At 71.2% G+C, this 21,948-nt stretch carries 19 protein-coding genes and 1 pseudogene; 8 read left to right on the top strand and 12 right to left on the bottom strand.

Annotation, left to right across the window (positions count from 1 at the left end; translation table 11 throughout):
• The first annotated feature begins 156 nt into the window (after window positions 1-156).
• Window positions 157-1,389 (top strand): exo-beta-N-acetylmuramidase NamZ domain-containing protein, encoded by a 1,233-nt coding sequence (locus ACFYO2_RS36460; RefSeq protein WP_388358039.1) that lies wholly within the window; start codon window positions 157-159, stop codon window positions 1,387-1,389.
• A 102-nt stretch (window positions 1,390-1,491) separates the two neighbouring features.
• Window positions 1,492-2,811: a serine-threonine protein kinase gene (locus ACFYO2_RS36455; protein WP_388358037.1), complete on the top strand. Its 1,320-nt coding sequence runs from the start codon at window positions 1,492-1,494 to the stop codon at window positions 2,809-2,811.
• A gap of 18 nt (window positions 2,812-2,829) precedes the next feature.
• Here ACFYO2_RS36455 and ACFYO2_RS36450 read toward each other — a convergent pair whose 3' ends face one another.
• The gene (locus tag ACFYO2_RS36450) at window positions 2,830-5,661 is read right to left on the bottom strand and encodes a penicillin acylase family protein (protein WP_388358035.1); all 2,832 of its coding nucleotides are present in this window, start codon (window positions 5,659-5,661) and stop codon (window positions 2,830-2,832) included.
• Window positions 5,662-5,924: 263 nt separating this feature from the next.
• On the opposite strand from ACFYO2_RS36450, the gene ACFYO2_RS36445 reads away from it, so the two are divergent.
• Window positions 5,925-6,527, top strand: coding sequence for a hypothetical protein (locus ACFYO2_RS36445; protein WP_388358033.1), 603 nt, complete (start codon window positions 5,925-5,927; stop codon window positions 6,525-6,527).
• A 125-nt stretch (window positions 6,528-6,652) separates the two neighbouring features.
• A pseudogene (locus ACFYO2_RS36440) lies at window positions 6,653-7,365 on the top strand (3-keto-5-aminohexanoate cleavage protein).
• A 391-nt stretch (window positions 7,366-7,756) separates the two neighbouring features.
• Here ACFYO2_RS36440 and soxR read toward each other — a convergent pair.
• Window positions 7,757-8,266, bottom strand: a complete 510-nt coding sequence (soxR, locus tag ACFYO2_RS36435) for a redox-sensitive transcriptional activator SoxR (RefSeq protein ID WP_388358030.1) — start codon at window positions 8,264-8,266, stop codon at window positions 7,757-7,759.
• Window positions 8,267-8,369: 103 nt separating this feature from the next.
• Between soxR and ACFYO2_RS36430 the strand changes: the two genes are divergently transcribed.
• Window positions 8,370-8,831 (top strand): MaoC family dehydratase, encoded by a 462-nt coding sequence (locus tag ACFYO2_RS36430; RefSeq protein WP_388358027.1) that lies wholly within the window; start codon window positions 8,370-8,372, stop codon window positions 8,829-8,831.
• A 12-nt stretch (window positions 8,832-8,843) separates the two neighbouring features.
• On the opposite strand, the gene ACFYO2_RS36425 is transcribed toward ACFYO2_RS36430, so the two are convergent.
• From ACFYO2_RS36425 to ACFYO2_RS36415, 3 genes are all read right to left on the bottom strand, one after another.
• Entirely contained in the window at window positions 8,844-9,467 is a 624-nt protein-coding gene (locus tag ACFYO2_RS36425) for a TetR/AcrR family transcriptional regulator (RefSeq protein ID WP_388358025.1), read from the bottom strand.
• 90 nt (window positions 9,468-9,557) lie between these two features.
• Entirely contained in the window at window positions 9,558-9,803 is a 246-nt protein-coding gene (locus ACFYO2_RS36420; RefSeq protein WP_388358023.1) for a YiaA/YiaB family inner membrane protein, read from the bottom strand.
• 92 nt (window positions 9,804-9,895) lie between these two features.
• The gene (locus ACFYO2_RS36415; RefSeq protein WP_388358021.1) at window positions 9,896-11,047 is read right to left on the bottom strand and encodes an acyl-CoA dehydrogenase family protein; all 1,152 of its coding nucleotides are present in this window, start codon (window positions 11,045-11,047) and stop codon (window positions 9,896-9,898) included.
• Between the two features lie 76 nt (window positions 11,048-11,123).
• Between ACFYO2_RS36415 and ACFYO2_RS36410 the strand changes: the two genes are divergently transcribed.
• The 3 genes from ACFYO2_RS36410 (at window position 11,124) to ACFYO2_RS36400 (ending at window position 13,749) form a co-directional block, all read left to right on the top strand.
• On the top strand, window positions 11,124-11,765 hold the full coding sequence (locus tag ACFYO2_RS36410; RefSeq protein WP_388358018.1) for a TetR/AcrR family transcriptional regulator: 642 nt from the start codon (window positions 11,124-11,126) through the stop codon (window positions 11,763-11,765).
• Window positions 11,766-11,806: 41 nt separating this feature from the next.
• Window positions 11,807-12,520 carry an ArsR/SmtB family transcription factor gene (locus ACFYO2_RS36405; RefSeq protein WP_388358015.1) on the top strand — a complete coding sequence of 238 codons (714 nt, stop codon included), beginning with the start codon at window positions 11,807-11,809 and terminating at the stop codon, window positions 12,518-12,520.
• A 263-nt stretch (window positions 12,521-12,783) separates the two neighbouring features.
• Entirely contained in the window at window positions 12,784-13,749 is a 966-nt protein-coding gene (locus tag ACFYO2_RS36400; RefSeq protein ID WP_388358012.1) for a DMT family transporter, read from the top strand.
• On the opposite strand, the gene ACFYO2_RS36395 is transcribed toward ACFYO2_RS36400, so the two are convergent.
• The 7 genes from ACFYO2_RS36395 to ACFYO2_RS36365 all read right to left on the bottom strand — a co-directional run bounded on the left by ACFYO2_RS36395 (window position 13,741) and on the right by ACFYO2_RS36365 (window position 21,925).
• A complete protein-coding gene (locus ACFYO2_RS36395; protein ID WP_388358010.1) occupies window positions 13,741-13,866 on the bottom strand; it encodes a hypothetical protein in 126 nt (41 codons plus the stop codon). The two genes, ACFYO2_RS36400 and ACFYO2_RS36395, sit on opposite strands and share 9 nt — an antisense overlap.
• 125 nt (window positions 13,867-13,991) lie before the next feature.
• Complete coding sequence (locus ACFYO2_RS36390) at window positions 13,992-15,074, bottom strand: Zn-dependent alcohol dehydrogenase (RefSeq protein WP_388358007.1); 1,083 nt, start codon at window positions 15,072-15,074, stop codon at window positions 13,992-13,994.
• Window positions 15,075-15,085: 11 nt separating this feature from the next.
• Window positions 15,086-16,474 (bottom strand): aldehyde dehydrogenase family protein, encoded by a 1,389-nt coding sequence (locus ACFYO2_RS36385; protein ID WP_388358004.1) that lies wholly within the window; start codon window positions 16,472-16,474, stop codon window positions 15,086-15,088.
• A gap of 267 nt (window positions 16,475-16,741) precedes the next feature.
• Window positions 16,742-18,079, bottom strand: a complete 1,338-nt coding sequence (locus tag ACFYO2_RS36380; RefSeq protein ID WP_388358001.1) for an ABC transporter ATP-binding protein — start codon at window positions 18,077-18,079, stop codon at window positions 16,742-16,744.
• A 171-nt stretch (window positions 18,080-18,250) separates the two neighbouring features.
• Window positions 18,251-19,132 carry a hypothetical protein gene (locus tag ACFYO2_RS36375; protein ID WP_388357998.1) on the bottom strand — a complete coding sequence of 294 codons (882 nt, stop codon included), beginning with the start codon at window positions 19,130-19,132 and terminating at the stop codon, window positions 18,251-18,253.
• A 101-nt stretch (window positions 19,133-19,233) separates the two neighbouring features.
• Window positions 19,234-20,472 (bottom strand): MFS transporter, encoded by a 1,239-nt coding sequence (locus ACFYO2_RS36370; RefSeq protein WP_388357995.1) that lies wholly within the window; start codon window positions 20,470-20,472, stop codon window positions 19,234-19,236.
• A 37-nt stretch (window positions 20,473-20,509) separates the two neighbouring features.
• Complete coding sequence (locus ACFYO2_RS36365) at window positions 20,510-21,925, bottom strand: CitMHS family transporter (protein ID WP_388357993.1); 1,416 nt, start codon at window positions 21,923-21,925, stop codon at window positions 20,510-20,512.
• Window positions 21,926-21,948: the final 23 nt, after the last annotated feature.

Here is a 21,948-nt window from a genome sequence, read left to right as displayed (position 1 = left end):
GGAAGGGGTCACTGCAACGCCCTGAGGGGCTCGGGGCTGTGTCAATGTGCGGCTCCGCCGCGTGGGCGCGACCAGCCACGGACTACCCGCAGCTTCCACACAACCCGCGGGAGCGAATACCGTGCCCATGCCGACGTCCACGTTGAAGGAGGTCACATGCACCTGCCCAGACGGACGTTCCTCGCCGCAACAACGGCAACAGCAGCGCTCCCCACGGCGTCCCCGGCTTCCCCGGCCGACCGCCGAAGGCAAACCGGCTTCGAGCGCCTCGCAGCGCACGGCTACTCCGAGCTCAGCGGCCGGCGCACCGGCATCGTCACCAACCCGACCGGCGTCACCAGAGACGTACGCCACATCGTGGACGTCATGCACGCCGACGACCGTGTCGACCTGGTCGCCGTCTTCGGCCCCGAGCACGGCTTCCGGGGCACCGCGCAGGCGGGCGGCTCCGAGGGGCGCTACGACGACCCGGCGACCGGGCTGCCCGTCTACGACACGTACCTGAAGAGCGGCCAGCCGCTCGCCGAGATCTTCACCGCGTCCGGTGTGGACACCATCGTCTTCGACATCCAGGACGTGGGCGCGCGCTTCTACACCTACATCTGGACGCTGTACGACTGCATGGAGGCCGCCGGGCTCGCCGGCAAACGGTTCGTGGTCCTGGACCGGCCCAACCCCGTGACCGGGCGGGCGGCGCTGGGTCCCGTACTGCACAAGGAGTTCGCGACCTTCGTCGGACGGCAGCCGGTCTCGCAGGCGCACGGGATGACGGTCGTGGAGCTGGCGCGATTGTTCAACGGGGAGTTCCTGGCCGCGCCGGTGGAGCTGGACGTCGTGCTGATGAGCGGGTGGAAGCGGTCCGACTGGTACGACGACTCGGGACTGCCCTGGGTGCCGCCGAGCCCGAACATGCCGACTCCGGAGACCGCCCTGGTGTACTCGGGAACCTGCCTCTTCGAGGGGACGAACCTGTCGGAGGGGCGCGGCACGACCCGGCCCTTCGAACTGCTCGGCGCGGAGGGCCTCGACGGGCGGTGGGCCGTGGCGGCGAACGAACTCGGGCTGCCCGGGGTGCACTTCAGGGAGGCGTACTTCGCACCCACCTTCTCCAAGTTCCAGGGTAAGACGATCGGGGGCGTGCAGGTCCATGTGCACGACCGGGACGCCTACGACCCGGTACGCACCGGGATCGCGCTTCTGGTGACCGCCAAGAAGGTGTGGAGCGGGTTCGCCTGGCGCTCGGACAACTGGATCGACAAGCTCACGGGTTCCACGCTGGTGCGCACGATGATCGAGGCGGGGGCGGGGGCCGACGAGGTCGTGGCGGGCTGGGAGGAGGAGCTGGCGGCGTTCCGGAGGGTGCGGCGGGAGTACCTCGTCTACCGGTGAGCTGATGAATCACCCGTATGAGTCATGACGTATGGCCAACTCCGACCGGTAGCAGGACGATGCGCGCACATCGCACCACTCCGGGGGACGAGGGGGCTTGTCATGGTGGAGCCGGCAATGAGCGTGAGCCCGTACTGGGAGCTCACTTTCGACGCGGACGGGGACACGGACGGCGGGAAGCGCGACCGGCTGCTGGCCGGGGTCGCGGAACACGACGTGCGCGACCTCGTGGTCTTCTCGCACGGCTGGAACAGCGACCGTTCGGGGGCGACCCGGCTCTACAGCCGCTTCTTCGCGCCGATCCCGGCGCTCGCCCCGGCGGCCAGGCTCGGGTACGTGGGTGTCGTATGGCCCTCCATGCGGTTCTCCGACGAGCCGATCCCGGACTTCCCGCGGGCCGTGGCCGCCGAGCTGCCCCCGCGGCCCGCGCTCGACAAGGACAGCCGGCACGCGCTGCTGGAGACCTTTCCCGGGCGGGCGACCGTGATCGACCAGGTCGCGCGGATGCTGGACCAGCAGCCGCGCGAGGCGAGTGAGCTGGAGGAGTTCGGGCGGCTGGTGCGACTCCTGGTGGACGTGGTGCCGCCGGGGCCGCAGGTGCTGTTCGCGGCGGACACTCTGGCGGAGGGGGTGCCGCAGAACGAGCCTCTGATGTTCTCGGGGTCCACGGCGGAGATCTGCGAGGAGTTCGCGCGGGCGCTGGCGGATCTCGAATCCCCGGGCGGTGCGGCCCAGTTCTCGCTGCCCAACCCGTGGGACGGCGCGCACGAGCTGTTGCGCCAGGCGACGTACTACGCCATGAAGCGGCGAGCGGGGACCGTCGGCGAGCGCGGACTGGGGCGGGTGATCGGGCAGTTGGCCGCGAAGGCGCCGAAGGTGCGGGTGCACCTCGTGGGGCACAGCTTCGGCGCACGGCTGGTCTCGTTCGCGCTGCGCGGGCTGCCGGAGGGCGTGCGTACCGTGAAGTCCGTGACGCTGCTCCAAGGGGCCTTCTCGCACTACGCCTTCGCGGCACGGCTGCCGCACGACCCGCGCGCGGGAGGGGTGCTTCAGGGGCAGCACCTACGGATCGACGGCCCCTTGGTGTGCTGCCACTCCCGGCACGACTCGGCCCTCGGGTCGATCTATCCGCTGGCCTCGCGGATGGCGGGCGACGCACAGGGGGTCGCCGCCGAACTGGCCCTCGCGCGTGGCCTGGGGGCCAAGTGGGGGGCGATGGGGTACGACGGCGTGCAGGCGGTGCCGGGCACGCAGGCGTTCGAGCTCGCCGCCGCGTTGAAGGTCAAGCTGCCCACCTCGGGGTGTGTGAACGTAGACGCTGCCCGGGTGGTCAAACGGGGTGGGGCGCCGTCCGGTGCGCACAGCGACATCCTGCACCGGGAGTTGGCGCAGCTGGTGGTGGCGGCGGGCCGCATCCGCTGACCCGCCGCCGGTGGTGCCCTAACGGTGTGACGTGAACTCCACGACCTGCTGGAACGTCGGCCGGTTCTGCCAGCTGATGTTGCCGTGCTTGATGCCGCCCAGCGTGCGCTGGACGATCGAGTCGGCGCACCACTGGTTGCCCGCCGAGCACAGGTCGTCACCGGGGTAGACCTGGGCCGCGGTCTTGCCGGCCGCCTCCTTCAGCGTGCTGATGAGGAGGTCCCGGCAGGCGCTGAGGCTGCCGCCGCCGCAGTACTTGTGCGCGAGCGGTCCCTGGACCGACTCGCCCAGCACGGCCCGGATGTCCTTGTCGACATAGCTCCACCAGCCGTACTGGAAGGAGCTGCCCGCGTGCGCGCCGGTCGGGCCGTGGGCGGCTGACGGGGTCTCGTCGACGGGCAGGTTGCCGGTGAAGGCGGTGTACAGGTCGCTGCCGAGGCCCGGTTCGAACTCGGCCTTCACCAGCAGCGGCCACCATGCGTCCAGGATGCGGATCGCGTCGGCGTTGGCGTACGTCTTCGAACCGGCCGTCGTCTCCGTGCGTTTGGTGCCCGCCGTCACCCATGCCTGGAGCTTGCTCACCGCCGCGGCGGCCGTCGAGTCGGTCACCGTGGAGCTGTTGACCACCTTCAGGAGGTCCGGCAGCACGTCCTCCGCTCTGAGGTCGGCCAGAGCGGCATCGGCCATCGCCTTCACCAGCGAGGTCCGGGTGGCCCCGCCCGCGGCGACCAGTTTCTTCACCCGGTCGTCGAGGAGATTGCCGCGGTGGACCGAACCGTCGCCCCAGGAGGCGGTCGTGTAGTCCTTGGCCTGCTTGTTGTTCCAGGAGACGTAGTAGGCCTGGTCGATCGAGTTGGGGTGGGCCGAGGCCGGGGTGTACTGCGCGGTGTTCGTCGTCGGGTCCCAGTTCCGCCACTCGTACGCCGGCCGCGCCCACGCCGGGAACTCGGCGTCGACGCCGGTCGCGCGCACCGGGTTGTCGCCACTGTTGTAGTACGCGGTGTGCTCGGAGTCGGCGTAGAACCAGTTGAAGGTGTAGTTGATGTGCTGCGCCGCGCTCTGGAAGGTCTGCGGGCTGTTGACGTAGTCCGGGTCGTTCAGCATCTGGAAGCCGATGATCGAGTCGGCCTCGTGCATGAAGGACGAGCGCAGGATGGTGTAGGCGACCTTCTTGCCGCCTACGGTCGCGCGGTACTCGACGGGGCCGTACTTCGTACGCCAGACCCGCATCGTGTACGACCCGGCCGCGGTGCCGTCGGCCGTGGTCGGGGTCCAGGCGTTCTTCTGCTCGATCTTCTCCATCGCGGTGCAGGTGCCGCGGTAGAGGTAGTGGTAGTCGTCCTGGCACAGTTCGACGGCGTAGGAGTCGATGATGTCCTGGCCGGAGGTGGTGGCACTCCACGCGTAGTCCTGGCCGCGGCCGAGCTCGACGTACATGCTCAGGCCCGCGAAGGAGGCGCCGCGGGCGCTGAGACCGGGGCCCTGGATCTCCTGGAGCATGAGCAACTGCGGGGCGAAGTAACCGGTCTGCGGGCCGAAGACGGCGATCGGGTGGCCGCTCGCCGTGTGGTCGCCACTGACGACGAGGGCGTTGGACATGCCGCGCCTGGCCGAGCTGAGGGCGGTCGCGGTCGCCGTGGCGGAACCGGCCCTGGCACTCGCGTCGCCGCCGGTGCCCGTGGCGTCGTGGACCAGTGGCTCCTCGGCCACCGAGCCGGGGTCGGGCAGGGCCTCGCCCTGCGGGTCGGCGGGTGCGGACGCGTACGGGAAGCTGCCGTCGTGGACGGTGAGGACCGCCTCGGGGTCGTTGCGTTCGCGGAAGGACTCCCAGACCTTGGTGCCCTCGGTCACGCCGTACTTCTGCTGGGCGGCCATCAGCGAGAGGGCGTTGTTGACCTCGCCGCCGCCTCCCGAACCGAAGAGCGCGCCGATGACCGAGGCCAGCGCGACCAGGTCGGTGGCCTTGAAGTGGTCGATCGTGCCGGCGTTGGTGACGGAGTCCTTGTGACCGGTCAGGACGTACTCGCCGGGGAAGTAGCGGCCGCTGTCGGAGGCGTCGATGTAGGCGTTGATGCCGGCGACGTAGGCGTTGACGTCGGCGAGGGCCTGCCTGCCGCGGGTTCCGTTGGTGGCGACCGCGTTGTCGATCTGCGCCTGGAGATCGGCCTCGGTGTACGGGGCGGTGCGCCAGAACTGCTGCTCCAGGCCCTGGTTGGACGGGGCGCCGCCCGCGAAGGGGGTCAGCTGACCGCGTCCCACGTGGCGGAAGACGTCCATGAGCCACAGCCGGTCCTCAGCCGCGGCATAGCCCGCTCCGAACTCCGTGCCGTATCTGGTGGTACCTGTGATGTGCGGTACGCCCGTCTTCTTGTCGCGGACGATCGTCACGTCGCTGCGACCGGCGGGCTTGACCGTGGAGGCGACTTGATCGGCGTTGACCCCGAAAGACGCGTCGTTGAAGAAGTTGTTGATCGTGGCGTTGGTGAGCGCGGGATAGCCCTTGGCCAGGTTGGCGTACGGGCCGAGCTGGTCCTCGGCGTGATCGGGCTGGGTGCCGAACGCCTGGTTGAGCAGGATCTGCGCGAGGGTGGCGTTGCCGTTCTGGCCGGGCGGCAGGATGTCGGAACACTGGCCGCCGCAGTGGTCGTTCGCCGCGGCGGTCGCGACGGCCGCCGTGTCCGCTGCCGCGGCGGTCGCGACGGCCGCCGTGTCCGCTGCCGCGGCTGCCTGGGAAAGCGGGGACAAAAGTCCGGCAATCAGGGCGCATACGGATGCGGTCTTCAGGAACCCGGGGATTCCGCCGGGAGTTCTCAGTCTGTCGAGTGCGGTGCGTGAGGTGCGCCGAGGCATGGCAACTCCTACCGACGGGGGTGGGCCGGATGTTACCGCCGGTATCCCCGGGATTGAAGATGAACATGCGTCACTTTTCAGAGTCGGTGAGGATCGAGGTGAGGGTGGATCAGGGTCGGCGGCAAGTCGGCGGCATCGGTTATGGGGGGCATCGGAAATCGGATGGAGCCGAATCGCTTGTCGATACGTCTATTCGGCAACGTCCCTACGACGACGCCGAACTGACCGAAGTACAGGTGCAGGTGTGACGGAGGTGCAGGGCGATGGCCGGTTTCCGGAGTCTGGCGAGACAGGTGCGCGATCCGCGATGCGATCTGGCGCTGCGGCGTTACTCGCTGCGCAAGTGCCTTGAGCGGTTCGCCCCTTACGGGCACAGGGCGACCTGGGACCATTTGTGCTCCCGGGCCGGGTTCGGTCCCGAGGACCGGTCCCCCGACCCAGCGCGGCTCGTGGCCGCACTGGAGGAGTTGGAAGAGGCGCGTTCGGTCTGGCTGGCCTACGAGGTCGGATTCGCCGAGCGACGCAAGAAGGAGAAGCACGACGGGCTGCGCAGGCCCGGCACCGTGGACGACTGGCACCGGCTGACCTGGGGCGGCTTCGGAGTCGCCTGGTGCGACGACCCACGGGTCCATCCGCACGAGCCGCTGGCGGAGGTGCTGCGCCGGCTGATCTCCGCGCTGGAGCGAAAGCCGGGCGCCGAGTGCCCGGTGTGCGGCGGGGAGCGCCTCGTCTGGAAGTACGAACTGGACCACGAACCCTCTACGGGTCCGGTCTGCACGGACTGTGGAATTCTCGTACCGCGTCCTGTGCTCACACCCGAGGCCCTGGCGGACGCCAGGCGCGGACGGTTGCTCGTGTCGGCCTGACCGCGCTGACCGAACTGGTCGAACTGGTCGAACTGGTCGGAGATTCCTAGGGAACCGTGCGTGCGGGGGTGCGCCGGGGATGCCGCACCCCCTGTTCTGTCAGTGGTGACTGGCACCATCGAGACGTGGTGCAGGTGTGTTTGAACGGACCGCGCGGGGCCGCCGACGGTGCGGTGGTGCCGCTCACGCCGCAGGCGTTGGCCGACTCCGCGGCGGAGGCCGTCGCGGCCGGGGCCACGGATGTCCATGTCCATCCCAAGACGCCCTGCGGGCAGGACAGTTTGTCGCCGCGCGTGGTCGCGGCCACTGTGGAGGCGATACGTGCGCGGGTGTCGGTGCCGGTCGGTGTGACCACCGGTGCCTGGGCGGAGCCTGAGCCGGCGGCTCGACTGGAGCGGGTCCGGAGCTGGACCGTCCTGCCCGACCACGCCTCGGTCAACTGGCACGAGCCGGGCGCCGAGGAGGTGGCCGCCGCGCTGATCGACCTCGGGGTGGGGGTCGAGGCCGGCATCTGGTCGGGTACGGACGCCGCGGCTCGGTTCGCCGTCTCGTCGGTCGGCCCTGAGGTGCTGCGGGTGCTCGCGGAGGTGACGGACCCGGCGTCCGAAACGGCGCGGGCACCGCGCGTGTCCTGCTGGCCGACCTGGGTTCCGCGCATGGGCGTCCGGTGCTGCTGCACGGTGAGGGCGGCGGGGCGTGGCCGGTGCTGCGGCTGGCCGGGCGGCTGGGGCTGGCGACCCGCATAGGGCTGGAGGACACGCTGGTCCTGCCGGACGGGCGACGGGCCTTGTCCAACGCACAGTTGGTGGCGGAGGGGCTGGTCCAATGGTGCTTGTAGTGCCTTCGGTTTCGTTGGGGTCGGGGCCGTGTCGGGGGGTGTCCGTCCTCGGAACGGCGCGGAATCGGTCGCTCACCAACGTGACGGTGTTGACGCGCCAACCCTGCGGGCGGACACCCCCCGACACGTCCCCTTCGCGCCGTACGCGGGTGCGGGAGCGTCCACCTTGCCCATGATTACCTCGACCCACCTAGCCGGACGGTGGGCGGCCCTCCCGGACACGGCCCCTTCGCGCCGTACGCGGGTGCGGGAGCGTCCACCTTGCGGCGCCGGTGGCGGTCGGGCGGCGGTCAGGGTTTGTCCGACCGAGTCGGGTGGTGGGTGGGCATAGGCCCGGGGGTCTGCGGGCGGAGCCCCCAGTCGGCGCACGCACAGGCGCCGGGTGCGGCGGTCAGCGGCTGTCCTCCGGGGCGCGTTCGCGCGTTTGCGGCTTCGGCCGGTCCCCGCCGTGTTCCGCCATCAGCCTCGACCCCGTCGACCGTTCGCCGAACACGTCGTCCGGGTTGGAGAGGACGCAGGTGTCCAGGGAGAGGCAGCCGCAGCCGATGCAGTCGGTGAGGTGGTCGCGGAGGCGGTTGAGTTGCCTGATGCGTTCGTCGAGTTCGGAGCGCCAGGCCTCGGAGAGGCGGGCCCAGTCCTCGCGGGTGGGAGTGCGTTCCTCGGGGAGCTGGGCGAGGACCTCGCGGATCGTGGCGAGCGGGATGCCGACGCGTTGGGCGGCGCGGACGAAGGCGACCCGGCGCAGGGTGTCCCGGGAGTAGCGGCGTTGGTTGCCCGTGGTGCGGCGGCTGCTGATCAGGCCCTTGGACTCGTAGAAGTGCAGGGCGGAGACGGCGGCGCCGCTGCGGGCGGCGAGCTGGCCGACCGTGAGCTCATGGATCTTCTCGTGGATCTGGGGCACCCCTGGAAGCCTACCCACCCGCTCATCGTGCCGGTCCGTTGACATGAGGTGCGCGGCCGACCATGCTAAGCAGTCGCTTAGACATCACACGAAAGGCCGGGACATGGCAGAGCCGAGGATCTTCGCGTCCACCGACGACCTGAAGGGTGCAGTGGGCGAGCAGCTGGGGTACACCGACTGGCTGGAGGTCGACCAGAAGCGGATCGACCTGTTCGCGGAGGCCACAGGTGATCACCAGTGGATCCACGTCGATCCGGAGCGGGCCGCGTCGGGGCCGTTCGGAACAACCATCGCGCACGGTTACCTGACCCTGTCCCTGCTCCCGCTCTTCGGGCCCCAGCTGATCAAGGTCGAGGGCGTGAAGATGGGCGTCAACTACGGGACGAACAAGGTCCGATTCCCCGCTCCGGTCCCGGTCGGCTCCCGGCTGCGCTCGACCGCCGCCATCACCGGCGTCGACGATGTGCCGGGTGGCGTGCAGGTGACCGTCGCCTTCACCGTGGAGCGCGAGGGCGGGGACAAGCCGGTGTGCGTCGCGGAGTCCGTGTCCCGGTACTACCTCTGACGCGCCGGCGGGCTACTTCGCCCCCACCATCCGCAGCACGAGGTCGGCGTAGAGCTCGCCGACCTCCTCGGGGGTCCGGGGACCGTTGACGTTGAACCAGCGGGCCACGTCGACGCACAGGGAGAGCACTGCGAGCGTCGTGCCGTGGACGTCGAGGACGTCGAACTCGCCGGTCGCCACGCCGTCCTCGAGGATGCCGCGCACCTCGGCGTTGCACTGTCGGCGCAGGGCGAGGATCTCGGCGCGGGCGTCCGGGCCGAGCGAGTCGAGTTCGTACTGCACGACCCGCGCGGTGGTACGACCACCCGCGTGCCAGCGGACGAAGGAGGTGACGGCGTCGGCGAGCCGCTCGGCCGCGCTGCCCTCACCGCCGGCCGCCACCCGCAGGATCTCCACGGCCTTCTCGTGGCCGATCCTGCTGATGCGGTGGAGCAGTTCTTCCTTGGTCTTGTAGTGGATGTAGAGCGCGGCCGGACTCATGCCCGCGCGGCCCGCGATGTCACGGGTCGTCGTGGCGTGGTAGCCGCGCTCGGCGAAGGCCTCCACCGCGGCGACGAGCAGCCGCCGGGCCGCGTCGGGCGTGACCTCGCCCCACGCCGACGTCTCGCCGCCGGCCGTCTCCTCCGCCGTACTCATCACTGACCCCTCTCCGCTGTACGACCCACACCATACCGCCGAAGGTGAGCGGGCGCTTAGCGCGGCCGCTCAGCGCTGCGCGGAACGGGTTCAGAGCTTCTCGAACGGGTTGTACGCCCCGCTCGCCGCCTCCTGGCGGTCCCGGATCACCTTCGACAGAGTGAAGGTGGAGGTCACCAGGTACAGGACGGCGATCGCGAGGAAGCCGCGCACCCAGGCGTCACCGTGAAGGTTGTAGATGCCTATGCCGGTGGCCGCCATGGCCACGGAGAAGGACGCGACGGCCTGTCCGTAGAAGGCGGCCGTGTTCTGCTGCTTGCCCTGTGTGTCACTCATGGGGACAAGGATCGGCGGACGTGGGCCGTGCCACATCCGCCGAAGTACTCAGAGGCGTACTCAGAGAAGACCTCAGAAGACCTCAGAAGACCTCAGAACGCCGAGATCCCCGTCAAGGCCCGGCCTATGACCAGCTTCTGGATCTGACTGGTGCCCTCGTAGAGGGTCATCACGCGGGCGTCCCGCAGCAGCTTGCCCGCCGGGTACTCGTCGATGTAGCCGTAGCCGCCGAAGACCTGGAGGGCGTTGTTCGCGGCACGGACGGCCGCCTCCGAAGCGAAGAGTTTGGCCTTCGAGGACTCGGTGGCGAAGGGCAGGCCGCGGTCGATCAGGTCGGCCACCCGCCACGTCAGCAGGCGGGCCGCGTCCACGTCGACGGCGATGTCGCTGATCAGTTCCTGGACGAGCTGGTGGTGGGCGATGGCCTTGCCGAACTGTTCGCGCTCGGTCGCGTACCGGACCGCCGCGTCCAGGGCCGCCTGCGCTATGCCGACGCAGCCCGCCGCCACCGACATCCGGCCCTTGGCCAGGGCCGACATGGCGACCGAGAAGCCCTTGCCCTCCGCACCCAGCATCGCGGAGGCGGGTACGCGCACGTCCTCGAGGACCAGCTCCGCCGTCGCCTGGCCACGCAGGCCCAGCTTGCCGTGGATGGTGCGGCGGGTCAGGCCGGGGGTGTCGGTCGGGACGAGGAATGCGGAGACGCCCTTGTGGCCGGGGGCGTCGGTGGAGCGGGCGAACAGGAGCACGACGTCGGCCCAGGTGCCGTTGGTGATGAACATCTTGGTGCCGGTGAGGAGGCAGTGGTCGCCGTCGCGCACCGCGCGTGTGGAGAGGTTGCCCGCGTCGGACCCGGTGCCCGGCTCGGTGAGGCCGAAGCAGCCGACGTACGCGCCGGAGGTGAGGCCCGGCAGCCACTGCCGCTTGTGCTCCTCGCTTCCCCACGCGGCGATGGTCTTGGCGACCAGCCCGAGTGAGACGGAGACGATCCCGCGCACGGAGGAGTCGCCGCGGCCGAGCTCCTCCGTGACCAGGCAGTACGCGAGGTGGTCGCCGCCCGAGCCGCCGTACTCCTCGTCGACGGTCAGCCCCAGGAAGCCGACCTCGCCGAGCTTCTTGACGATCGAGCGGTCGACTTCCTCGGCGCGGTCCCAGGCGATGACGTGGGGGGCGATCTCGCGGTCCACGAAGTCCCTGGCCAGCTGCCGGACGGCCGCCTGCTCCTCGCTGAGCTCGAGGTTCATGTCCAGTCCCCCCACGTGAGGCCGTACATTTAAATTAGCACTGCTAGTTTCTTTCCGCAGCCCTACTATGTGCGCCATGGCCCGACCGCGCAAGCCCCTCCTCAGTACCGACCGGATCGTCGAGGCCGCCCGCGTGCTGGTGGACGCGGAGGGCCTGGCAGCCGTCTCCACGCGTCGGCTCGCCGCCGAGCTCGGGGTCAGCGGGCCCTCGCTGTACAACCACTTCCGCACCAAGGACGAGATCCTGGAGGCGGTCGCCGACTCGGTGAGCGCGCAGGTCGACCTGTCGATGTTCGAGGGCGGGCGGGACTGGCGGACCGCGCTGCACGACTGGGCGGTCTCCTACCGGGCGGCTCTGCGGGACCATCCGAACATCGTCCCGGTGCTGGCCCGCGGCCCCGGCCGCCGCCCGGCCGGGCTCCGTCTCGCCGACGCCGTCTACGGCGCGATGGTCGAGGCGGGCTGGCCGCCGGCGCAGGCCACCTCCATCGGCGCGCTGATGCGGTACTTCGTCATGGGTTCCGCGCTCGGCTCTTTCGCCGGGGGCTTCGTGGACGACGCCGGCGCGTACGACCCCGCCGAGTACCCGCACCTCGGGCAGGCCCACCTCCTCGCCGAGCAGCAGGAGAAGATCGACGAGCGGGCCTTCGAAACGGGGCTGACCGCGCTGCTGGACGGGCTGGTGCAGCAGTACGACCAGGTGCGGCGCACCGCATAGTTCGGCCGGCGCCGAAGTGTCCGTGCTCCATGCTGGAAGGCATGACCACCAAGGACCCACGGGCGGCCCCACTGGCCCGTCTCGCCGGTCTCGTCGCCGACGAGACCCGGGCAGCGTGTCTGCTCGCGCTGCTGGACGGGCGGGCGTGGACCGCCGGTGAACTGGCCCGGCACGCGGGCGTCGCCGCGTCGACGCTGAGCGAGCATCTCGGCAGGCTCGTGGCGGGCGGGCTGCTGGCCGAGGAGCGTCAGGGGCGGCACCGGTACGTCCGCCTGGCCGACGCGCGGGTCGCCCAGCTGGTGGAGGACCTCGCCGCGCAGGTCGCCCCCGGCGGCGATGCCGTACGGCCCCGAAACCTGCGCGAGTCCAGCGCCGGGTCGGCGATGGCCCGCGGCCGCACCTGTTACGACCATCTCGCGGGGCGGCTCGGCATCGCGGTCACCGACGCCCTGACGTCGCGGGAACTGCTCCGCCAGGACACCGGCTTCGCGCTCACGGACGCGGGTCTGGGCTGGTTCGACGCCGCCGGAATCCGCCTCGACCGTACGAGCCGTCGCCCGCTTGCCCGTGCCTGCCTGGACTGGACGGAACGTCGGCCTCATCTTGCGGGTGTGGCGGGTGCGGCGCTGTGCCGGCACGCCCTGGACGCGGGGTGGTGCGTGCGTATCGGGTCCGAGCGGGCGGTGAAGGTGACGGCGGCGGGTGAGCGGGCGCTGTCGGAGCTGCTGGGGATCTCGGCGGTTGCGCTGCGCTGAGCTTGGGCGGGCGGCTGCGGGGGTGGGCGCTTGTGCGGTGTGCCGGGTGCGGGTGCGTGCGGGCTGGTCGCGCAGTTCCCCGCGCCCCTGGGGGGTGCGGCGCAGGCCCGCTTGCCGGGCACCGCAGGCCCTGGGGGGCGCGGTTGCACGCCGCTTCCAGGCACCGCGGTTCCCATGCCCAGTGACACGGCCTGTTACCCGGCCCCCTTCGACGTCCGAAATCCGCGAGCCCTCGACCCCACTTCCCTTCTAGCCTCTGGAGCATGATGAGCCTCTCCCGCACTGCGGATCGACCCGCCCGTCGTTCCCAGCTACTCGCCGCCGGTGCCGCCACCGTCACCGTCGTGCTGTGGGCCTCCGCGTTCGTGTCGATCCGCAGTGCGGGTGAGGCGTACTCGCCGGGGGCCTTGGCGCTCGGGCGGTTGCTCGCGGGGGCGCTGGCGCTGGGGGTGATCTGTCTTGTGCGGCGGGAGGGGTTGCCGCCGCGGTCGGCGTGGCGGGGGATCGCGATATCCGGGGTCTTGTGGTTCGGCTTCTACATGGTGGCCCTGAACTGGGGCGAGCAGCAGGTGGACGCCGGTACGGCGGCCCTGGTCGTGAACATCGGGCCGATCCTGATCGCCCTGCTGGGTGCACGGCTGCTGGGGGATGTCATGCCGCCGCGGCTGCTCGCGGGGATGGCGGTGTCGTTCGCGGGTGCGGTCACGGTCGGGCTGTCGATGTCGGGCGGCGGCGGGTCGTCGGTGCTCAGCGTGGTGCTGTGTCTGCTCGCCGCGGTCGGCTACGCGGCCGGAGTCGTGGCGCAGAAGCCCGCCCTGGGCCGGGCGAGCGTGTTGCAGGTGACGACGTTCGGGTGTCTGGTCGGGGCCGTGGTGTGTCTGCCTTTCGCCGGTCAGCTCGTCCACGAGGCCGCCGACGCGCCGGTCTCGGCGACCCTCAACATGGCGTATCTGGGCGTGTTCCCGACCGCGCTGGCCTTCACGACGTGGGCGTACGCCCTGTCCCGGACGACCGCCAGCCGGATGGGCGCGACCACGTACGCCGTGCCCGCCCTGGTCGTCCTCATGTCGTGGGTGGCGCTCGGCGAGGTGCCGGGGCTGCTCACCCTGGCGGGCGGACTGCTGTGCCTGGCCGGAGTCGCGGTGTCGCGCTCGCGCACGCCGAAGCCCGCGGCTCCGGGAGCGGCTGCGGAGCCGCGGGCCCAGAAGGCGGCCGGGCCGTCAGCGTGAACGAGCCCGGTCCGCAAGGACCTTGGTGGAGAGCAGGGCGATCACCGCGAGCCCGATGATGTAGCCGGAGACGGCCATCGAGGTGCCGGCGGGGTGAGCGGGTGGTGCTGTGTCCATGCGTGCACGCTCCGGTGGGTGCGGTGGGGACGTTCCCGGGAACATACTGACCGGACGGTATGTGGTCAACGGTCGTGCGGGAAGGTTGCCCGGAGCACCTGAGGGCTCCGGGCGCCCCACAGGCCTCAGAACACGACGAGCGCCCTGCCGCCCTTCCCCGCCAGCATGTTCTCGAACGCCGCCGGGATGCCCTCCAGGCCGATCCGTTCCGTCACCAGCGCGCCCAGGTCCAGGCGGCCCGCCCGGACGTGTTCGGCGAGCACCGGCAGGTCCCGGGCAGGGTCGGAGTTGCCGTAGACGCAGCCCGCCAGGGTCCGGCCCCAGTGGAAGATCTCCAGGGCGTTGAAGGTGACCTGCTGGTCCTTGCCGCCGATGCCGACGACCGTCGTACGGCCGCCCCGGCGGGTGGAGTCCCAGGCCGTGCGGATCGTCGCCGCTCGGCCCACGCACTCGACGGCCACGTCGACGCCCTGCTTGTCGGTGAGGGCGCGGATCTCGCGTGCGGTGGTGTCGGAGGCCACGACGTAGTCGGTGGCGCCCGCGCCTCGCGCCAGCTCCTCCTTCTCCGGGGAGACGTCGACCGCGACGATCCTGGACGCGCCCGCGATCCGGGCCGCCTGGAGGGCGGCGAGGCCCACTCCCCCGACGCCGTACACCGCGACCGTCTCGCCCGGGCGGACCTGTGCCGAGTGGTGGACGGCGCCGTAGCCGGTGAGGACCGCGCAGCCGAGGAGGGCGGCGTCGGCCAGGGGGACGCCGTCCGGGACCGGGAGGACGCAGGCCGCCGAGACGACCGTCTCCTCGGCGAACGCGGCGACGTTCAGACCGGGGTGGAGGTCGCCGCCGTCGGACGTACGACGCGCGTACACATCGGCGGCGCCGTTCAGCGCATTGGCGCACAGCCAGACCTCGCCGAGTGAGCAGGCGTGGCAACTTCCGCAGGACGGCGCCCAGTTGAGGACCACGGCGTCGCCGGAACGGATGTGCGTGACCCCTTCGCCGACGGCGACGACCGTGCCGGCGCCCTCGTGGCCGAGGACGGCGGGGACAGGGACGCGCATGGTGCCGTTGGACAGGGACAGGTCGGAGTGGCAGACCCCGGCGGCGGCGAGCCGGACGCGGACCTGGCCGGGGCCGGGGTCCGGGAGGTCGATCTCGGCGATCTCCAGAGGAGCGCCGACGGCGGGGAGTACGGCGGCACGAACCACGTGAACGCTCCTCAGAACTGCAGGGACTTGGTCTGGAGGTACTCGGCGAGGCCGTGCGTGCCGAGTTCGCGGCCGACGCCCGACTGCTTGTAACCGCCGAAGGGAGCAAGGGGGTTGAAGCGTCCACCGTTGATGTCGACCTGCCCGGTCTCCAGGCGGCGCGCGAAGGCCACCGCCTCCTCCTCGTCGCCGGCCCAGACGGCGCCCGCGAGGCCGTAGACCGTGCCGTTGGCGATGCGCAGGGCGTCGTCCTCGTCCTCGTAGCGGAGGATCGACAGGACCGGGCCGAAGATCTCCTCCTGGGCGATGGTCATGTCAGGGGTGACGTCGGCGAAGACGGTGGGGCTGACGAAGTACCCCTGTTCGCGGGGGGATTCGGGTCCACCCGCGACCAGCCGGGCGCCTTCCGTCACGCCCTTCTCGATGTAACTCCGCACCCGTGCCTGCTGCTTGGCGTTCACGACCGGGCCGATGCGGTCGCCGTACTTCGCGGCGGCCGCGGCGGCCAGCTCGACGGCCTCGTCGTACTGCTCCCGGTGTACGAGCATCCGCGTCCAGGCACTGCACGTCTGCCCGGAGTTGGACATGACGTTGGCGACGCCGACGTTGACCGCCTTGGCCAGGTCGGCGCTCGGCAGGATGACGTTGGCGGACTTGCCGCCGAGTTCGAGGGCGACCTTCTTGACGGCGGCACCGGCCGTGGCGCCGATCTGTCGGCCGACGGCCGTGGAGCCGGTGAAGGAGACCAGGTCGACGTCCGGATGTTCGGCGAGGGCCTGTCCGGCGACCGGGCCGAGGCCGGTGACCAGGTTGAAGACGCCCGCGGGGACACCCGCCTCATGGACCGCCTCGGCGAAGAGCTGGGCGACGAGCGGGGTGTCCTCGGCGGGCTTCAGGACCACCGTGCAGCCCGCGGCCAGCGCCGGGGCCACCTTGGCGACGATCTGGTGCAGGGGGTAGTTCCAGGGCGTGATCGCGCCGACCACGCCGATGGGCTCGTGGAGGACGGTCGAGTTGCCGACCTTCTCCTCGAAGGCGTACGTCGTCGCCAGCTCGGCGTAGGAACCGGCGACGGCGATCGGCACGGCCGCGTGGACGGCCTGCGAGAACTTCAGGGGCGAGCCGAGTTCGGCGGTGACCGTCTCGGCGATCTCGTCCTTGCGGGCCGAGAGGACGTCCCGGAGGGCGGCCAGGCGCGCGGCCCGCTCGGCGGGGGCGGTCGCGGCCCAGCCCGGAAGGGCGGCACGGGCGGCCCGTACGGCGGCGTCGACGTCCTCGGCGCTGCCTGCCGGGACCCGTCCGACGACCTGTTCGTCGGCCGGGTTCACGACCTCGATCGAGTCCGGGCAGGTGGCGGGGCGCCACTCACCGTCGATGTACATGCCGTCGTGTGCCTTCATCGTGCGTCCTCCTGGGCGGGGCTGCGTCGTCCGCCACATAAACTAGCGGCGTTAGTTTTTGGGCGCCAGACGTTCATGGGATCGGCCGGGCACCTCACGCCATCAGAAGTCGACCCGCACCCTGTCGTCCACCCTCGCCACGGCCTCCTGCCCCTTCCGGACGACGAAGCGCGTGAACTGCGCGTCGGTGGAGCAGGACGGCGGCGGTCGTGATGATGGCCCGTGTCCGGGTCAGCCGAACGTTCATGTGCCCATACCTGGCGGGCGTCACTCATCCAGGTCGGGCAGCCGCGCCGGGGCCGGGGAAATACGTTCGCCGTGCTGGTCGAAGACGAACAGATGGGCGATGTCGACGAGGAGGGGGACGTGCATGCCCCGGCGGAGGTCCATGTCGGGGGTGGTGCGCACGACGAGGTCGCCGGGGAGACGGCCGTCGGCCTGGGCGGGTTCGGGGGCGGCATCCGTCGGGTCGTCCAGGACCACCACCGGGCCGGCGCGCAGGGCGCCCGCCCGCTCCCGGAAGCGGTCCAGGACCGTGCCCTCGCGGCGGCGGCGCCGGTCCGCGGGGGCGGCGGGGCGTGGGGCCTCCAGGTCCGGTACGAGGGCCGGGCGGGAGCCGGTGTTGAAGTGGACGAGGACCTCGTGGCCCTGGAACTCCACGTGCTCGACCAGCCCGCTGATCGCCACCTCGCCGGGGCGGGCGTCGGCCGCTTTGGCGATGCGGACGGCCTCCGAGCGCAGGCCGACGATGACCTCGCGGCCCTGCTGGACGCGGAGCAGCTGGTGGTCCAGGCAGAGGGGCTCGGGCAGCCGCAGGTACTGCTTGCCGAGGCTGATGGTCATCGCGCCGTCCAGCGGGGCGCGGACCAGGCCGCGCAGGAGGTTGATGCGCGGGGTGCCGATGAAGGCGGCGACGAAGACGTTGCGCGGCAGCGCGTACACCCTGCGGGGGGTGTCCAGTTGCTGGAGTACCCCGCCGCGCAGGACGGCGACCCGGTCGCCGAGCGACATGGCCTCGGCCTGGTCGTGGGTGACGTACACCGTGGTGACGCCCAGCTGCCGGGTGAGGGCGGCGATTTCGGCGCGCAGGTGGTTGCGAAGCTTGGCGTCCAGGTTGGACAGCGGTTCGTCCATCAGGAAGGCGGAGGGGTGGCGGGCGATCGCCCGGCCCATGGCGACGCGCTGGCGTTCGCCGCCGGAGAGCTGGGCGGGCAGGCGGTCCAGGAGGTCCTCGATGCCCAGCATGCGGGCGGTGGCGTCCACGCGCGGGTTCGGGTCCTCGCCGGGTGCCTCGATGCGCAGCGGGAAGCCGATGTTGCCGCGGCTCGTCATGTTCGGGTAGAGAGCGAAGTTCTGGAAGACCATCGCCATGTCCCGCTCGGAGGGGAGCAGGTCGTTGGCGTACTCGCCGTCGAGCAGCAGCTGCCCCCCGGTGATCTCCTCCAGGCCGGCGATCATTCTGAGCACCGTGGACTTGCCGCAGCCGGAGGGGCCGAGCAGCACGAGAAACTCGCCGGGCGCGATGTCCAGCGACAGCCGGTCCACCACGCGGACGCCTCGCGTGTAGGTCTTGCTCACGTCGTGCAGGGAGATGGCGCGTGTCATGGCAGGGCCCCCGGGGGCTGACTTGGGCGCTGGTGCTCCGCGGTCGAAAGTCCCGTGCGGGTCGTACGGGATTGTGCGTCACGGAAGTTAACGGACGGTGCCCGGTCGGGGGAAGAGAGGGGGCGGGATCCGGCACTCCGGTCCAGTCGGTGAGAAAGCGGACGGCCACGTTCAGCGGGCGCGGGCGGTCCTGCCGGGTTCGCCGCACGGGCCGTCTGCGTACCAGCCCACCAGGTTCGGACGGTCGTCCGGGGGGCGTGGGGAGGCGCCGGGCGAGCCGGAGGGCCGTGCCCGGGGCCTCGAGGTCCAGGTAGGGGATGGCCAGTCGGGTGGCGCGGAAGCGTGGCAGGGGGCGGTGCGGGGGCGGGGGCGGGCGTCGGCCGGACCTGGGGGGCGGCGGGGGCCGACGGGTCGCGGCCGCCCGGGCGGCCGCGCGGGCTCCGGGCGGCCGCGCACACGCGGCGCCATACGAGCGGCGAGCCGGAACCAGGCCACCCCGCCGAGGGCGGCCAGGCCCACGGCGGCGGCACCGGCGACCGGGGTGAAGGCGTCGGCGCGGGCGAGGCCGCCGGCGGCGGGCGGACCGCCGTTGGGGGCCGAGGACGTGGTCGACGCCGGGCAATCGACCGTGAACACCTTGGTCTTGCCCGCACCAGCCGCGCCGACGAAGTTCCACGTGAGCTTGTGGATGCCGTCGGGCAGCGACACGATCTCGCTGCTGCCCGTGCCGTCCGGGAGATCGAGAAGGCCGTCGCGGGTCGCGCCGCCCGGCACGAGCGGCTGCGTCACGACGGACCACTTGACGGCCTGGTTGATGTCGAACCCGGTGGCGTCGATGTAGAACTTGCAGACCTTCTCTTCGTCCTTCGTGTCGCCGGGTGGCGTCGTACGCAACGCCTCCACGCTGTGAATCCTGACGGTGTCGGGGTCACTGGGCGCGGCCGGCACGGCGACGGCCGGCGTCGTCCCCGCCAGAGCGCCGACGGTGACGGTGAGCGCCGCGAGGACGGCGGTGCGCGTGCCGGCGCGGCGCGGAAGAAGCGCGGTGGACATACAGGCCCCTCTGAGTCAGAACATTTTCATACAAATCCCGGTTGATCTGACTCTTTTTCACGTCCGCGCCGCGGATGGTGGGAGCAGCGCCCTACCTCCCGTCAGACATCCCTCTTCCGGTCCAGTGCGACCGCCGCCCTGCGGGGCTCGGCGTCCGGCGCCCGCCCCCCGGTCGGCCCGCCCGGCGAACGCAGCGCGACCCCGGAGGACACGAGCAGCAGCGCGCCGAGCATCACGAACGGCGCCGCCACCCCCCCGATTCCCGCGATCAGGCCCGCCGCGGCGGGCGCGGCGACCTGGCCCAGACGGTTGCCGGTCAGGCGCAGGGCGAGGGCGGTGGAGCGGGCGCCGTCGGGGGCGGCCTGGACGACCGTCGTCATGGACAGCGGCTGTCCGACGCCGAGGCAGAAGCCGAGGGCGGCGAGTATCAGGGCCAGCGCCCACACCGGCACCGGCAGCGCGATGCCGGCGCACAGCACGGCCGCCAGCAGACAGGTGACGGTGAGGAGCAGCGCCCGGCCCAGCAGCCGCAGCAGCGGCGTCAGCACCAGGCGGCAGGCGATGGTGGCCGCGGCGCGCAGGCTGAGCAGGAGGCCGATCACGGAGGGGGCGATCCCACGGTGTTCGCCGACCACCGGGAGGTAGGCGGTGAGGATGTCGGTCGCGGAGAGCACGGAGAGGCTGATGAAGATGCCCGCGGGTACGCCCCCGGCGCGCAGGATGCGCTGGACGGGGACGCGGTCGCCTTGTCCCGGACGGGACTTGACCGTCGTACGGTCCTCTATGCGCCACAGCGACGTGAACGCGACCGCGGCTCCCGCACCCGCGACGAGCAGGGCGAGTGCGCTGGTGCCCGCCATGTCCGGGGCGCCGATCAGCGCGCCCGCCGCCATCGGACCGACGAGCTGGCCGAGGGAGGCGCCGATGGTGAAGTGGCCGAAGTTGCGGTCCTGTTCGTGCGGGGCGGACTGGCGGGCCACGAGCGACTGGGCGCCGATCACGAAGCAGAGGTGGCCGAGGCCCATCACCCCGCTCCAGATCGCCATCGCCCAGAGGGAGTTGGCGAGGCCGCTGAATGCGCAGCCGCCGGATATCAAGGCCACGCCGACGGGCAGCAGTGGGGCGCAGCGGCCGTGGTCGGTGCGGCGGCCCAGCGGTACCGCGGCGAAGAGCGGGAGCAGCGCGTACACACCCGCGATCACGCCGATCGCCCGCTCGTCCGCGCCCAGCGCGAGGGCCCGGTAGGACACGGCGGGCCGGGCCATCGACACCGCCCCCTGCGCGAAGCTGAAGGCGATGACGAGGCGGAGCAGCCAGCCGCGGTTCCCACCGGGCCTCACGGTCGTTCCCTCCATGGAGAGTCGGTCGAGGGGTCCATCAGATGATCCCGAAGAGGATCCCTGCCCCGAGGATGATCAGAGATGTCAGCGCGGCCCACTTGACCACGAACCTGGTGTGGTCGCCGAACTCGACCTTGGCCATGCCGACCAGGACGTACACGGCCGGGACGAGCGGGCTCGACATGTGCAGCGGCTGGCCGACCAGCGAGGCACGGGCCATCTCCAGCGGCGAGACGCCGTGCGCCGCGCCGGCCTCGGCGAGGACCGGGAGGACGCCGAAGTAGAAGCCGTCGTTGGACATGAAGTAGGTGAGCGGGAGGCTCAGGACGCCGGTGACGAGGGCCATGTGCGGGCCCATGCCCTCCGGGATGACGTCCACCATCCACTTGGCCATGTGGTCCACCATGCCGGTGCCCTGGAGGACGCCGGTGAAGACGGCGGCGGCGAAGACCATGCCGGAGACGTTGAGGACGTTGTCCGCGTGGGCGGCGAGGCGGGCCTTCTGGTCGGGGATGTGCGGGAAGTTCACGGTGAGCGCGAGCGCGGCGCCGATCAGGAAGAGCACCGGGATCGGCAGGTACTCCATGATCATGGCGGTGAGCAGCACGACCGTGAGCAGCGCGTTGAACCACAGGAGCTTGGGACGCAGGGTGGCCCGGTTCTGGTCGAGGCCCTGGAAGTCGTCGTCCTCGTCGTCGTCCGCCGCGTCGGTGCCGGAGCCGGCGCCGCCGGTGCGGGCGGGTGCCTTGGCGTCGCCGGAGCCGCCGGCGCCCACGAGCACCGTCTCGGTCTCCTTCTCCTCGGCCTTCTCCTCCACCAGGACCTCGCCCAGCGTCAGCACGCCCAGCCGCCTGCGCTCACGCACACCGAGGACGTAGGAGAGGATGAAGACGCCGAGGAGGCCGACCAGCAGGGCCGGGATCATCGGGACGAAGATGTCGCTGGCGTCCAGCTTGAGCGCGGTGGCGGCGCGGGCGGTGGGGCCGCCCCACGGCAGGGTGTTCATCACGCCGTTGGCCATGGCGGCGACACCGGTCATCACGACCAGGCTCATCTTGAGGCGCTTGTACAGCGGGTACATCGCCGAGACCGTGATCATGAAGGTGGTCGAGCCGTCGCCGTCGAGCGAGACGATCGCGGCGAGTACGGCGGTGCCGACGACGATCCGCATCGGGTCGGCCTTGGCGAACTTCAGAATCCCGCGCACGACCGGGTCGAAGAGGCCGACGTCGATCATCACACCGAAGTAGACGATCGCGAACATGAGCATCGCCGCGGTGGGGGCGAGGCTGGTGACGCCGTCGATGACGTAGTCACCGAGCTTGGCGCCCTTTCCCACGAACACACAGAACAGTGCCGGGATCAGTACGAGCGCCGCGATCGGCGACATCTTCTTCAGCATGATCAGGACCAGGAAGGTCGCGATCATGGCGAAGCCGAGGATGGTCAACATGAGTGGATACCTAACGTTCGCCC

The sequence above is a fragment of the Streptomyces sp. NPDC006602 genome (assembly GCF_042870385.1).
In the GTDB taxonomy this organism is placed as follows: domain Bacteria; phylum Actinomycetota; class Actinomycetes; order Streptomycetales; family Streptomycetaceae; genus Streptomyces.
The sequence above is the reverse complement of the archived record's forward strand: the minus strand, read 5'-3'. Positions and strand labels throughout refer to the sequence as shown.